11 protein-coding genes and 1 tRNA gene are annotated in these 14935 nt (G+C 56.4%); 6 read left to right on the plus strand and 6 right to left on the minus strand.

Going from position 1 to position 14935, the window contains the following annotated elements:
- Position 1 precedes the first annotated feature (1 nt).
- The 4 genes from BLU89_RS07290 (at position 2) to BLU89_RS07305 (ending at position 4403) form a co-directional block, all read left to right on the plus strand.
- Positions 2-958, plus strand: a complete 957-nt coding sequence (locus BLU89_RS07290) for an ABC transporter permease (RefSeq protein WP_074735632.1) — start codon at positions 2-4, stop codon at positions 956-958.
- A complete protein-coding gene (locus tag BLU89_RS07295; protein ID WP_074735634.1) occupies positions 955-1773 on the plus strand; it encodes an ABC transporter permease in 819 nt (272 codons plus the stop codon). Before BLU89_RS07290 ends, BLU89_RS07295 begins: the two co-directional genes overlap by 4 nt.
- On the plus strand, positions 1770-3407 hold the full coding sequence (locus tag BLU89_RS07300) for an ABC transporter ATP-binding protein (RefSeq protein WP_074735636.1): 1638 nt from the start codon (positions 1770-1772) through the stop codon (positions 3405-3407). The genes BLU89_RS07295 and BLU89_RS07300 overlap by 4 nt, the downstream gene beginning before the upstream one ends.
- A 159-nt stretch (positions 3408-3566) precedes the next feature.
- Positions 3567-4403: an alkaline phosphatase family protein gene (locus BLU89_RS07305; protein WP_074735638.1), complete on the plus strand. Its 837-nt coding sequence runs from the start codon at positions 3567-3569 to the stop codon at positions 4401-4403.
- A gap of 6 nt (positions 4404-4409) precedes the next feature.
- Here the strand turns inward: BLU89_RS07305 and BLU89_RS07310 are convergent, their stop codons facing one another.
- The 4 genes from BLU89_RS07310 to BLU89_RS07325 all read right to left on the minus strand — a co-directional run bounded on the left by BLU89_RS07310 (position 4410) and on the right by BLU89_RS07325 (position 9568).
- The gene (locus BLU89_RS07310) at positions 4410-5333 is read right to left on the minus strand and encodes an alpha/beta hydrolase (RefSeq protein ID WP_074735640.1); all 924 of its coding nucleotides are present in this window, start codon (positions 5331-5333) and stop codon (positions 4410-4412) included.
- Between the two features lie 12 nt (positions 5334-5345).
- The gene (locus BLU89_RS07315; RefSeq protein WP_074735644.1) at positions 5346-7235 is read right to left on the minus strand and encodes an acyl-CoA synthetase; all 1890 of its coding nucleotides are present in this window, start codon (positions 7233-7235) and stop codon (positions 5346-5348) included.
- A 158-nt stretch (positions 7236-7393) separates the two neighbouring features.
- Positions 7394-9214, minus strand: coding sequence for an ABC transporter transmembrane domain-containing protein (locus BLU89_RS07320; protein WP_074735646.1), 1821 nt, complete (start codon positions 9212-9214; stop codon positions 7394-7396).
- 280 nt (positions 9215-9494) lie between these two features.
- A tRNA-Gly gene (locus BLU89_RS07325) sits at positions 9495-9568 on the minus strand.
- Between the two features lie 437 nt (positions 9569-10005).
- Between BLU89_RS07325 and BLU89_RS07330 the strand changes: the two genes are divergently transcribed.
- Together BLU89_RS07330 and BLU89_RS07335 are read left to right on the plus strand one after the other, a co-directional pair.
- A complete protein-coding gene (locus BLU89_RS07330) occupies positions 10006-11649 on the plus strand; it encodes a tetratricopeptide repeat protein (RefSeq protein WP_074736472.1) in 1644 nt (547 codons plus the stop codon).
- A gap of 191 nt (positions 11650-11840) precedes the next feature.
- Complete coding sequence (locus BLU89_RS07335; protein WP_074735648.1) at positions 11841-13730, plus strand: PhoX family protein; 1890 nt, start codon at positions 11841-11843, stop codon at positions 13728-13730.
- 59 nt (positions 13731-13789) lie between these two features.
- Here BLU89_RS07335 and BLU89_RS07340 read toward each other — a convergent pair whose 3' ends face one another.
- Entirely contained in the window at positions 13790-14350 is a 561-nt protein-coding gene (locus BLU89_RS07340) for a tetratricopeptide repeat protein (protein WP_074735650.1), read from the minus strand.
- Between the two features lie 31 nt (positions 14351-14381).
- Positions 14382-14867, minus strand: a complete 486-nt coding sequence (locus tag BLU89_RS07345; protein WP_074736474.1) for an Lrp/AsnC family transcriptional regulator — start codon at positions 14865-14867, stop codon at positions 14382-14384.
- Positions 14868-14935: the final 68 nt, after the last annotated feature.

Genomic DNA, 14935 nt, shown 5'->3' on the forward strand with positions numbered 1-14935 from the left:
AATGCATCCTATCATCAAACTGGTTTCCCAGCGCCTCGCGCTGGGATTCCTATTGCTGTTCGGCGCTTCGGCCTTGATCTTTGGCCTGACCGAAGCCCTTCCCGGAGACGCCGCGCAAGCCGTCCTGGGGCAGTCCGCCACCCCCGAGGCCTTGGCTAACCTCCGCGAAGAAATGGGTCTGAACCGCCCCGCCATGACCCGCTACTTCGAATGGTTAGGGGGTATCGTTCAAGGTGATCTGGGCCAATCCCTGACCAACAAGCTTGATATTGCCGAGAGCATTGGGAAACGCCTTGGAAACACGCTGTTTCTGGCTTGTGTGGCTGCTATCGTGTCCGTTCCACTTGCGATCTTTCTGGGGCTTCTTGCCGTCCGGTACCGCAACCGCTGGCCGGATAAACTGATTTCCGGCATCACGCTGACTACGGTTTCAATCCCGGAATTTCTGATCGGTTATGTGGTGATCTACTACGTCTCGGTCAAACTGGGATGGTTTTCCTCGCTGGCGATGATCAACGATTCCATGTCCTTTGGGCAAAAGCTGTATGCGATAGCTCTGCCGGCCTTTGTGCTGACGTTGGTGGTACTGGCGCAGATGATGCGGATGACACGCGCAGCAATTCTAAACCTCATGCAATCGGCCTATATCGAAACGGCCGAGCTGAAGGGCCTGAGCACGTTTCAGGTCATTGCGCGGCACGCCTTTCCCAATGCCATTTCTCCGATCGTGAACGTCGTGATGCTGAATCTCGCCTATCTGGTAGTGGGTGTTGTCGTGGTCGAGGTTGTGTTCGTCTATCCCGGCATGGGGCAATACCTTGTGGACGCTGTGACCAAGCGTGACGTGCCTGTCGTTCTGGCCTGCGGCGTTGTGTTTGCAGCCGTTTATATCGGCCTGAACATGGTCGCGGATATCGTGTCGATCCTTGCCAATCCAAGACTGAGGCATCCGAAATGACAAAGAATATTCCTCTTTCGGCACTGATTGGCCTTGTGTTCACCGGCGCATATTTCTTTGTGGCGATCGCTGCCCCTTTGATTGCGCCCTATGGAATGGCAGAAGTGGTTGGCGATGTCTGGGAGCCCGCCAGCTCTAAGCATCTGCTCGGGACCGACAATATCGGTCGGGACCTGCTGACCCGCATGATCTATGGTGGGCGTACAACGATCTTCATCGCAGCGGCCGCAACTCTGCTCAGCTTTCTGACCGGTACGTCGCTGGGCTTGCTGGCGGCGGTTCTGGGCGGATGGGCCGATCAGGCGCTCAGCCGGACGGTTGACCTGATCATGTCGATTCCAACGCTGATCCTTGCGCTGGTCATTCTGGCAATCGTTCCGGTGACCGTCCCGATCCTAATCCTTGTGATGGGCTTGCTGGATGCCACGCGTCCCTATCGACTGTCACGATCCGTTGCGGTGGACATCAACGTAATGGACTATGTTGAAGCCGCCAAACTGCGTGGCGAGGGGCGTGCCTGGATCATCTTCCGGGAAATCCTGCCAAATGCGCTGTCACCTCTGGTGGCCGAATTCGGATTGCGGTTCATCTTCATGGTTCTGTTCATTTCTACCCTGTCCTTCCTTGGGCTTGGCGTTCAACCGCCGCTGGCGGATTGGGGCGGCATCGTGAAAGAGAACAAAGACGGCATCGTTTATGGCATTGGCGCGGCACTTTACCCCGCTGTGGCCATCGCGACGCTGGCAATCTCGGTCAACCTTGTCGCTGACTGGGTTCTGAACCGTACCACATCGCTGAAAGGAGGCCGGGGATGAGTGATACCCTTCTCAAGGTCCGCGACCTCAAAATCGGCGCGACCGTCTACCCGCCGGGTGAGAAACCCCATGACATCGAAATCGTGCACGGGGTCAGCTTTGACCTCGCGCCCGGTAAGGTGCTGGGCTTGATCGGCGAATCCGGTGCCGGGAAATCCACAATTGGCCTGGCCTCGATGGCCTATGGCCGGGGTGGCGTTGAAATCACCGGCGGCGAAGTTTGGGTCAACGGGCGCGATATCATGAAGTCGTCTGTGGGCGATGTCCGCAATCTGCGCGGCGGTGAGGTGACGTATGTCTCGCAATCCGCCGCGGCGTCCTTCAATCCGGCCAAGAAGATCATGGATCAGGTGGTTGAAGCCGCAGTAGAGCATAAGAAATTTTCGCGTAAAGAGGCCGAAGCCCGCGCGCGCGAATTGTTTGCCAAGCTGGGCCTGCCAGATCCGGACAACATCGGCGATCGGTATCCGCATCAGGTGTCGGGCGGTCAGTTGCAACGCTGTATGACGGCGCTTGCGCTATGTCCTGAACCTGATCTGGTCGTGTTTGACGAACCCACGACAGCGCTTGATGTGACGACTCAAATTGACGTTCTGATGGCCATCAAAGAGGCTATTGCCGCGACCGGCGTTGCCGCGCTTTACATTACTCATGATCTTGCCGTTGTCGCTCAGGTCAGCGACGACATCATGGTTCTGCGTATGGGCAATACCGTTGAGTACGGCAATACCGATCAGATCATCAACAACCCGCAAGAAGAATACACGCAGGCGCTGGTTTCGGTGCGCTCGATTGAGCATGAAGAGAAACAGCCATCGCCTGATCCTGTGCTAAGCGTTGATGGGATCACCGCGCGCTACAAAGGCTTGAACTTCGACGTTCTACACAACGTCAATGTCGAGCTTCATCCGGGGCAGACACTGGCTGTAGTGGGCGAATCCGGTTCGGGAAAATCAACGCTTGCGCGGGTAATCACCGGTTTGCTGCCGCCTCGCGATGGCGAGATCACCTTTGCAGGACGCAAGCTCAGTTCTGATCTGAAGGGCCGTTCGCGTGAAGACTTACGCGAATTGCAGATGATCTATCAGATGGCTGACGTTGCCATGAATCCGCGTCAAACCGTCGGGACGATCATCGGGCGTCCGTTGGAGTTCTATTTCAACTTACGTGGTTCGGAAAAGCGCAAACGGATCGTCGAATTGCTGGATGAGATCGAGCTGGGTGAAAAGTACATGGATCGCTACCCGGCGGAACTGTCCGGCGGCCAGAAACAGCGCGTCTGCATCGCAAGATCTCTGGCGGCAAAGCCGAAGATGATCATCTGTGATGAAGTCACTTCGGCCCTCGACCCGCTGGTCGCCGATGGCATTCTAAAGCTGTTGCTCGACCTACAGAAGATCGAGGATGTGGCTTATCTGTTCATCACCCACGATCTGGCGACAGTACGGGCAATCAGTGACAGTATTGCCGTTATGTATCAGGGTCGCGTGGTGCGCTATGGCCCCAAATCACAGGTATTGAGCCCACCCTTCGACGACTACACCGACCTGCTGCTTAGCTCAGTTCCCGAGATGCATCTTGGTTGGCTGGAAGAGGTTGTCGCCCACCGCAAGATGGAAAGTGCGGGGAACTAATCCCGGCCTTTTTGTGAAAACTGGAAGACAATTCAAAATCCCGGCGTTTGCCCAAAATTAGACGTCGGGATTTTGCTATTTGAGGCGCAATCGTGCAGCCCTGAATGAACGAATCTCATAAGTTCGCCCGAAAGAAAACTCACTAACAGGGGCCAGAACATGGACCGCAAACTGCTTTTGATTATTTTGGACGGCGTACCTTGGCGCAATTTCCGCCGTCTGTTTGGCAATCTGGAAGGATGGGTTGACAGCGGTGATGCGCGGGTCTGGAAACTGCGCTCTGTCCTACCTTCGACATCAGCCAGTTGCTACGCTTCGATCCATACCGGTGTCACACCGCAAGAGCATGGCTGCACCGGTAATGGCAACGTGTTCCGACTAGCCCACAAGGACGTCTTCAGCCAGGTGCGTGAGGCAGGTGGTGTGACCGGAGCTGTCACCCACAGCTTCTGGTCGCAGTTCTTCAATCGTCACCCATTCGACTACGTTCGCGACGTGGAGTATGACGAGCCCGATAGCGAAACTATTAGCCATGGCCGGTTTCACTCGATGACGGGATACGGCAAAGCCAACCAGATGACTCCCTCGGATGTCGATCTGTTTGCCTCGCTCACCAACCTGTGTCTGCGGTTTGGGCTGGATTATGGCATTTTGCACACCTGTACGCTGGACAGCATGGGGCATCGGTTCTTCCACGATTGTGAAGAGATGGACCATGCCTGTTTTATCATGGACGAAATGCTGGCCCCGTTCATCCCTCGCTGGCGGCAGCTTGGTTATGACGTCATCGTGACGGCCGATCACGGTCAGGACGAACGCGGTCACCACGGTGGGCGCGGCCAGTTGCAGCAGGAAACTGCCCTCTATTATTTTGGCGATGCCGAGGGACCCGATCCCGATACAGTGATCGACCAGCTTCAGCTTGCGCCGACTATCCTTCAGCGCATGGGAGCGCCAGCTGCGGATACTATGAAAGCCAAACCGTTCCTGATCTGAGGCGGTTCAATCGTATGACCAAATCCCCTGCCCTAGCGCCTCGACGGCCACGGAAATGCGTTCAAAACTGTCCGCAGCGCGCTTGACGGATGTTCGGGCGCGCAAATATCCATGGACCAAACCGGCCTCGTTGATGCAATGCGCCTGACCTCCTGCGGCGATGATCCGGTCGCAATAGGCCGATCCATCATCGCGCAGCGGATCACAATCAGCGGTCACGACAACGGTCGGCGGAAGCCCTGAGAAATCGTCGTCCTGCAATGGGGCGTATGTCGGGTCGTTGTGGGGCGCAGAGCCTTTACAACGAACTGCCTCATAGAACCGGATATCGTCCAATGTCAGCAGCGGGGCATTGGCGTGCTCGACATACGATCCTGCTGAGGTATCGCCCCCTAAACCGGGATAGATGAGAACCTGCCCCAGAACGTTCTCCAGGCGACCTCGGCTGTGATGCGCAATGGCTGCGGCCAGGTTGCCACCCGCGCTGTCACCGACAAGCACAATGGGATCGCCATATTCGCGGTTCACCCAGCGCGTCACGGCCCAGCTATCCTGAAACTGCGCCGGGTGCACGTGCTCAGGACATAACCGATAGTCTACGGAAATGATCCGATAGCCCGTTTGCGCGCAGAGTTCCGCACAGACATCATCATGACTGTCCAGTCCACCAACCACAAAACCGCCGCCGTGAAAGTAAATCACATTCCGGGTGGGGTCGCCGGCAGTGTACACGCGAACAGGCACGCCATCGGCAGGCCTGTCTTGCACCTCGATACCTTGCGGGCGGGGTTGGCGAAACTCCTTACACATTGTGTCATATACCCGTCGCTGGTCAGCAATGGACATCTCGACCGTATCATCGGGATAGCTTTCGGCTGTACGCCGGATGAAATCCCAGGTTTCTTCGTCGATCAGACGCTCATAGTCCATTGTTCCTCCGGATTATTCAGACCACTCCCATGGCCGGGTAAACGCGCCCAGCACCTTGGCTACATCGTCCTCGGAGGAGCCCTTCGCGTCAAGCTGCGCGACAAGCCCGCGTTTCTTGTCGTCAATCACCGAAACGACCCGCGCGGCCACACCCGCAGCTTCCAGCGCGCCATTGTAAATACGCGTGATCGCATGTTTGCGCAGATCAGGTTTGAACACCTTGCCGACGGCGGTTTTTGGCAGTTCGCCCAGAATAGTCATATGCTTGGGCTGCGCTGCGCGTTCATGAACGTGAACCTTGCAATAGTCCATCAGCTCTTTTTCCGTGACCGAGGCCCCGTCGACCAGTTCAACAAAGGCACAAGGCAACTCACCCGCATGGGCGTCCGGCTGTCCGATCGCACCGGCAAATGCAACAGCCTCGTGGCCAAGCAGCGCCTCTTCGATTTCGGCGGGATCTATATTGTGGCCGCCGCGAATGATCAGGTCCTTGGCGCGACCAGTGATCCACAGATAGCCATCTTCGTCGAACCGGCCCAAATCGCCTGTACGCAGATATTTGTCAAAGTGATACAAGTTCGTGTTCTTGTCGGCCTCGGTATAGGTGTTGCCCGCATAGACACCCGGGTTCGAGATGCAGATTTCACCCACTTGTTCAGCAGCGCATTCGCTGGGGCCATCCGGTCCGTCCTGCAGGATTTTGACATCTGTATAGGGGAAGGGAATTCCGATCGAGCCGATCTTCTTTTCTCCATCGACGGGGTTGCACGAGACCAAACAGGTCGCTTCGGTCAAACCATAACCTTCAACAATGGTCACTCCTGTGGCTTCCTCGAACCGTCGGAACAACTCAACTGGCAGCGGGGCCGAACCAGAAAAGGCGGTTTTCACGCTTGATATGTCTGCATCAACCGGACGCTGCATCTTAGCTGAAATCGCGGTTGGAACCGTGATGATGAACGAAACTTTCCAGCGTTCGATTAGCTTCCAGAAATTGTCGAACACTCCGTCTCCACGATACCCGGCAGGTGTTGGGAAGATTACGTGCGCTCCCGACGACACGGCCGCCATCACGATCACATGCACCGCAAAGACGTGGAACATCGGAAGAGGGCACATAATGACATCGTTTTCGTCAAACAGCAGCGTCTGACCCAACCAACCGTTGTAGATCAGGCCCGAATACTTGTGCTGCGCAACTTTTGGCATACCGGTCGTGCCGCCGGTGTGGAAATAACAGGCAACGCGATCCTCGCTGCTGTCTTCGAAGTTCAGCGTTTTCGCGTGCTTGTTCAACTCTGCGTTGAAGTTCTTGTAGTCCGCATGGGCCAGTTTTTCCTTGTCGCCCATCTTGGGGCGCAAGAACGGCACCAACCAGGATTTGGGCGGTGTCAGATAGCGGTTCAGGTCGATCTCGAGGATCGTGTTGACCCCTGGCGCATGGCGCACAGCCTCTTCGACCTTCTGCGCTACATCCGTTTTGGGAAAGGATTTCAGCGTGACCACAACCTTCGCCTTGGTCTCGCGCAGGATTGCGGCAATCTGCTCGGGCTCCAGCAGCGGGTTGATCGGGTTCACGATCCCCGCCACTGCACCGCCCATCATGGTGACCAGAGTCTCGTTACAGTTCGGCAAAACATAGGCCACCACGTCCTTTTCACCGATCCCCAGCGATCGGAACAGGTTGGCTGCCTGATTGACCTTGCCCAGAAGTTCCGACCAGGTCAGCGTCTCGGCCTTGTCCCTGGGCCCCGAGAGCAACTGAAAGCTGATCGCCTTGTGGTTCGGGAACCTGCCCGCTGTCCGTGACAAAAGCTGATGGAATGTCGCGGGAACATCCCGCTCTTTCCACGGCATCTCCTGCTCGATACGTGCCTTGTCTTCGCTTCCCACAAAGGCCATGTGGCTCCTCCCCTATTCTCTCCCGTGTCATGCACGGGCTTGTCCGCCGCCTCCAAGATGGAAGCAAAACACACCACGCGCAAGCAACGGCTTAGCTGTCAGGTCCGAGAAAATGTAGAATGACGCTACGGCGAAACGGGATCTTCCGGAGCGTCACTTTATTCTGCCGCCACCCCGTCGGTGAATTGCAGACGTGCCAGGCGGGCATAGAGACCGTCCTGCGCCACCAAGTCATCATGTGTTCCCTGCGCCACAATGCTGCCCGCCTCGAGCACGATAATCCGGTCTGCCTTTTTCACGGTCGCCAGACGATGCGCCACGATCAAGGTCGTACGCCCTGCCCGCATCTTGTCGACGGCACCCTGCACCGCACGTTCACTTTCCGCATCCAGTGCCGAGGTCGCCTCGTCCAGCAACAGCACCGGCGCATCGCGCAGGATGGCCCGCGCGATGGCAATGCGCTGTTTCTGTCCGCCGGACAGCATCACGCCGCGCTCACCTACAAAGCTGTCATATCCTTCCGGCAGCGCTGAAATAAACTCGTGGGCTGCTGCTGCGCGGGCGGCGGACTCAACCTCGGCATCCGATGCATCCAAACGGCCAAAGCGGATATTTTCGCGCGCCGAGGCAGCAAAAATCACCGGGTCCTGCGGGACCAGAGCAATGTGTTGGCGGAAATCACCACGGCTCAGGTCGCGCAAATCTACACTGTCCAGACTGACCTGCCCCTGATCCGGATCATAGAACCGCTGAATCATCTGGATCACAGTTGTCTTGCCCGCGCCAGAGGGGCCAACAAACGCAACTGTTTCCCCCGGTTTGACCAGCAGCGAGAGGTTATCCAACGCCACGACATCAGGTCGTGCAGGATAGCGGAACGTCACATCATCGAAACGAATTTCGCCCCGCAAAGGAACCGGCAGTGATTTGGCCTGTTTCGGGTCGTTCACGGTATCTTCTGCGTTCAGCAATTCAACCAGCCGCTCAGTCGCTCCCGCAGCGCGCTGCAGTTCGCTCCAGATTTCGGACAGGGCTGCGACCGAACCTGCCATGATGATCGAGTAGATCACAAACTGGATCAGCACCCCTTCAGTCATAACCCCGTTGCGCACATCATTCGCGCCCATCCACAACACACCGACAATGCCCGAAAACACAAGGAAGATCACGATGACTGTCAGCACCGCACGGGTCTTTATTCGGCGCAGAGAAACTTCGTACGAAGTTTCCGTCATATCACCAAATTGGGTCCGGCTGGCCCGCTCGTGGGTAAAGGCCTGCACGGTCTGAACCGCACCCAGCGCCTCACCCGCGTTACCAGATGAGGCTGCGATCCAATCCTGATTTTCTCGGCTGATGGTTCGCAGCCTGCGCCCCAGGACCAGAATGGGTACAATTACTGCGGGGATCAGCAACAGCACCATCATGGTCAGTTTGGCCGATGTCAGCAGCATCAGAACAAGTCCACCGATGAACATCAGCAGATTGCGCAGCGCGATAGAAACCGAAGACCCAAGGACCGACTGTATCAATGTCGTGTCTGTGGTTATGCGGCTGAGCACCTCGCCCGTCATGATCCGTTCGTAAAATTCCGGGCTCATGCCAATAACGCGGCCGAACACGGCCTTTCTGATGTCGGCGACCACGCGTTCGCCCAGCCGGGTGACCAGCGCGTATCGAATACCGGTTCCGATCGCAAGAATGCCCGCGATTACAAGAGCGGCCAAGAAGTACCAATCCAGCAAATCGCCGTCTTCAATACGAAAATTGTCGACAACCCGACGCACGGCCAACGGCAGTGTCAGGGTCATGCTGGCCGTCAGGATCAGTGCCAAAGTTGCGCCGATCATCAGCAACCGGTAAGGCTTCATAAACGGCCAGAGCGACGCCAGAATGCCTATTTTCTTTGAACCTGCCCTCTCTTGCTGAGTGCCGGGAGCCGGTTTGTTCGCTGGACTGGCGGAGCTTGTTCTTGCCATGTCTGGCCCTTGTGCTTTGGTCCGTCGCCCTGATCAGGCGTCAATCACAGCTTCTTGGCGCCAGAGCCGGTTGGGGTCAAGCTGCAGGCACAGATTTGCAACCAAATAAGGGCCATTTGACGCAACTGACCTGGGGGACTAGCTGGAGCTCGTGTCGGGCATCGAACCCCCATCAGGCGCTTGGATGGAAATCGCCAAATTTTCATAATTTCATTAAAAAACAAATTCTTAATGAGAAAAATCAACTGTTTTTTCTGACAATGTGTCGGGGAAGTCTTTTTGGAGCGGGCGGCGGGAATCGAACCCGCGTCATTAGCTTGGAAGGCTAAGGTCTTACCACTACACAACGCCCGCTCAGCAAGGCCACCACCTATTTCATACGAATTTTGACGTCAAGAGGATGTTTCGACAAAACGCATTTTGTAGCTCGAACACGCACCTAGTATTAGACAAAGACTTGCCCCTTCATAGCAGACGAGTCTGGTACGAGTATCCTTGAAGTGAACAATTGCTCCGATTCATTGCGTGCACCCGAAGAGACCCTTCTTACACGGAGATGTGCTCTGCTGGAGGCGCTAGTGAGGTATGGGTTGGTATTGACGGCCTGCAGATGAACATGATCCTCATGCACGCTGTGCGCTCCAAGGTCAGCGTTTCAGTTCCATGCATCCAGTAAGCAAAGGCAATTGATAGGCCAACAACGCTGATCATGAAAATGTGGTATAGTTCGGATATCCGCCGATTGGCACCGACAATAGTGCTCGGGTGGATATCACGCGGGGGATAGAATGATGACCGAATTTAACCTCGGCACGTATTGCCGTGTCATTACCACCTCATCCAACACAGCCCAGAAACTGTTCGATCAGGGGCTCGTCTGGCTGTTCGGATACAATCACGAGGCTGCTGCGGCCTGTTTCGAAGAGGCGCTCTCTCATGATCCGAACTGCGGCATGGCTCATTGGGGCATCGCTTATGCAATTGGCCCGAACTACAATAAACCATGGGAGTTTTTCGAACCGGAAGAGAGAATTGCTACCCTCGAAAGAGCCCACCGGGCTATCGAAGCAGCAATGGCCCTGCGCGAAACCTCCGCCCCGGTCGAGGCCGCTCTGATCGAAGCGATTTCGCACCGCTTCCCGACGGACCCCGAGATCGAGGATTACACGCCCTGGAATGACGCGTTCGCCGATTCGATGCGTAAGGCATATGCCAATCACTCAGACGATCTGGAAGTCTCAACCGTGTTTGCCGAGGCTTTGATGAATCGCACGCCCTGGCTGCTTTGGGATCTCAAAAAAGGTGTGCCCGCCGAAGGGGCCTCGACCACCGAGGCGCGGACAGTTCTGGAACGCGCCTTCGATACCCTGCCCAGCGCGTGGGACCACCCGGGCTTGCTGCACATGTATATCCACCTGATGGAGATGTCCCCCACACCTGAAAAGGCGTTGCGGCACGGGGACCGGCTGGTCGATTTGGTGCCCGATAGCGGGCATCTGGTCCATATGGCAACACATATTGACGTGTTGTGCGGCGATTACCAGAATGTGGTCTGGCGCAATCATCGCGCTGCTGCGGTTGACAAAAAATACGAAGCCATGGCCGGGGGTGAGAATTTTTATACCGTCTATCGCGTTCATAACGTGCATTTCGAAGCGTACGGAGCGATGTTTCTGGGTCAGCCCGAACTGGCGCTCGCCGCGTCGGAAGAGCTGATGCAACTGCTGCCCGAAAACGTGATACGATTCTTCCCGGACCTGTTTGAATCCTTCTATGGCAAGAAAATCCACGTCATGGTCCGCTTTGGCATGTGGCAGGAGATTCTGGATGAACCTTTGCCAGATGATACCGAGCTTTACAGCTATACCACCGCCGCAATTCATCAGGCACGCGCGATCGCTCTGGCCAATCTGGGACGCTTGGATGATGCTTCCGGCGCGCGGGAACTGGCAGTTCAAGCGAGGAAAGCCGTCCCCGAAAGCCGACTGGTTTTCAACAACACCGCCGAGGATGTCTTGATGATCGGCGAAGCGATGATGGATGGCGAAATCGCCTTCAAATCCGGTGATCATGACGGCGGTCTGGCGCATTTGCGCCGTTCGGTCGAGTTGGATGACAACCTGATCTATGACGAGCCATGGGGATGGATGCAGCCGACCCGGCACGCGTTGGGCGCCCTATTGATGGATGATGGCCGGTTCGACGAGGCCGAGGCCGTATACCGGGCTGATCTGGGTCTGGACAACACGCTCGCCCGTGCCTGCCAGCACCCCGGCAACATCTGGAGCCTGCAAGGGTTGTATGAGTGCCTCAAACATCGCGGTGAGGACGTCGAGGCCAGCCATATCAAACTGCAACTGGACAAAGCCGCAGCTCGGGCAACGGTACCCGTCCATGCGTCATGCTATTGTCGGAGCAGGGCCAAGACCGCATAGTTTGTTTGCTTCTTCGATGTAGGTATGCACCTCAGGATGCGCCCAAATACCGGTTGGCGGCGCAGGTAGATCAGCGCTAGTCTGCCTGCGGCGCCAATTGGAAGACGCTTTGTCGGAACTGTTATTTTCCTGTCATGTGAGCGCTCTAAACCCTGTGAACGAATCTGAGTTCAGACAGCCAGGAGCTATCCATGAAAGACCTCGATCCCACAAATATGTCCGCCGACGACTGGGACGAACTGCACTTCCCCCGCCCGGAAGAAAACGATTTCGACCAAGTGGTCGAAAGTGCCATTTCCCGCCGTGGTTTTCTGGCAGGCGTCGTAGCCTTTGGTTCAGGTGCGGCTGCAATCGGCACGGGCCTGCTGAGTTCTACCTCGGCACAGGCTGTTGAGGCATCGCGCTTTGCCTTCACACCGATTCCCGCGCAAACCGATGGTCAAGTTCACGTACCCGAGGGGTATGAGTGGAAGATGCTGATGCGCTGGGGCGATCCGCTGTTTTCCGAAGCAGACGGCTATGACCTGACCGATGGCGGTCCGGTCGAGAGGTCCGACAAGATCTTCGGTGAAAACACTGACGGGATGGAGACATTTTCGTACCAAGGTCACGAGTTGATCGCGATCAATCACGAATACCCAAACCGCAAGATCAACCTGCCCGCGTCGCAGGATGGTGTTCCCGCAGGCGCTGACGATGTTCTGAAGCTGCAGAACATTCAGGGCGTGACCGTCATGGAAATCACCGAAGGGCCGGAAGGTTGGTCGATCGTAAAGGACAGCCCCTTCAACCGCCGCATCCACCATAACACTCCGATGAAAATCGCCGGCCCCGCCGCCGGTCATGCCTTGCTGCGCACCCAAGCCGATCCAACGGGCACAACATCTCTGGGCACATTGAACAACTGCGGCGCGGGCAAAACACCGTGGGGGACCTACCTGACTTGCGAAGAGAATTTTAACGGATATTTCGGCTCGAGCGATGAGAACGCCAGCTATGACCAGAAAACCACCGACGGCTTCAAACGTTATGGCGTGAAAGCCGAAAGCTGGAATGGTTACGAGCTGTTCGATCCGCGCTTTGACACGTCGAAAAACCCAAATGAACCACATCGCGCGGGTTGGATCGTTGAAATTGATCCAACCAAATCAGACAGCACGCCGGTCAAGCACACCGGTCTGGGTCGGTTCAAGCATGAGAATGCCGAGGTCGCCTTGGCGGCAGATGGTCGCGTGGTGGTTTATATGGGTGACGATGAGCGTGGAGAGTACCTCTACAAGTTCGTCTCAAACGCCGCTTATGTGCAAGGTGACGACACCGGGAACCTACTGAATGATGGCACACTCTATGTCGCCAAGTTCAATGACGACATGACTGGTGAATGGCTGCCTCTGACACCGGAAACCACCGGCATGGACGCGGCCGAGATCCTGATATTCACCCGTATGGCCGCATCGGCTGTAGGCGGAACCACCATGGATCGTCCGGAGTGGGTGGCCTCCAGCCCTGTTACAGTCGAGGCCTATTGCTGTTTGACCAACAACAAGAACCGGGGGGTGAAGCCGAACGCCGGTGGAGATGATACCTCGGCCAACGGCCCCAACCCGCGTGACGCTAACAAATACGGTCAGATCGTACGCTGGCGCCCGGCAGATGAAGATCACGCAGCCACAGATTTTGACTGGGATCTCTATGTCATGGCCGGAAACCCGACTGTACATTCGGATAACCGCGCTGGTTCAGCGAACGTGAACGAAGGCAACCTGTTCAACTCGCCAGACGGCATGGCGATCGACTCGACGGGTCTGGTCTGGATTCAAACAGATGGCAAAGACAACAACGAAGAAGACTTTGCAGGCAACGGCAACAACCAGATGTTGGTTGGTGACCCTGTTACCGGCGAGATTGCGCGCTTCATGACCGGCCCCAAGGGTTGTGAAGTCACCGGATTGGCCTGGTCGAGCGACCTTCGCACCATGTTTGTCGGCATCCAGCATCCGGGCAGCAACTGGCCCGATGGCGGCACGCCCCGGTCATCGGTTATCGCGATCAAACGCACCGATAACGGGCTGGTTGGCTAAGCATCCTGTTCAATCCGAGCCCCCCTGAACTCCGGTTCGGGGGGGCTTTCTGCCTTGGTTCAGATATCCTCGCCTGGCGGATCAAGCAGCCCACCAGGTGCAAGCAAGGAACGTTCGGCCAGCCACGGGTTTAGCTCAAGAGCGTGGTTCAATGCCGTGCGCGCCTCCTCCAGCTGCTTGAGGCCCAACAGTGACAACGCTCGGCCGCTCAATGCTGCGACATGGTTTGGCGAAAGCGCAATAGTGCGATCCAGATCAATCAAAGCGGCGCCGTAATCCTGTCGTAGGTAGTTGACAAACGCACGTTGATTATACCCTTCGGCATATTCTGGGCAGTAGGCGACCAGAGCGTCTAACTCAGCCAGCGCACCCGCCAGATTCCACGACTCGCGCATAGACATTCCGCGATCCAAGAGCGTTTGTGACCGGGCATCAGGGGCATCAGTCCAAAGCTGCCACATCTGGCCTGAAATGCCTCGCGCCTCGCGCTCGGATGAGGCGCTTTGCACCTGCGAAATCAGGGCGTCGATCCCTGAGACATGATCTAGCGCCGCCGGACAATCGGCAGCGGCCTGCGCAACAGAAACCGCAAGAAGGGTAATGGCAAATGTGTATTTCATCCTCTCTAAACTGAGCTCCAAGGCCAATACGTCAACCGCTTTCTAGCGGGGCCAGCAACCCTGTCTCTTTCACTGCCTCCATCGCCACAAAGGTGGAGGTATTTGCAACATGCGGAAGAGATGAGATTTTCTCGGCCAGAACAGTGCGATATTCCTTCATCGACCGAGTGCGGATTTTGAGCAGATAATCAAAGTTGGACGCGATCATATGGGCCTGCTCGATCTCGGCGACCCTGCGCACTGACGCATTGAACTCGGCCAGCGCCTTCTCGCGCGTATCGGTCAGACGAACTTCGACAAAGGCCACATGGTCCAACCCCAGGCGGATCGGGTCAAGCATCGCTCGATAGCCAGTAATGATCCCGTCCGCCTCAAGCCGCTTGAGGCGTGCTTGCGTGGGTGATTTGGACAAGCCGATCCGGCGCGCCAGATCTGTCACAGAAATCCGCCCGTCTTCGGCAAGTGCCGTCAAAATGGCCTGATCAAAGCGATCAAGGCTGGATAAGTCGTTTTGCATGTTATCGGTCCTCAAAACAGTCATTTCGACCAACATACAGAAAAAATCGGTCCATTCTCCTGCATTGA

It is taken from the genome of Ruegeria halocynthiae (genome assembly GCF_900106805.1).
Taxonomy (GTDB): Bacteria; Pseudomonadota; Alphaproteobacteria; order Rhodobacterales; family Rhodobacteraceae; genus Ruegeria; species Ruegeria halocynthiae.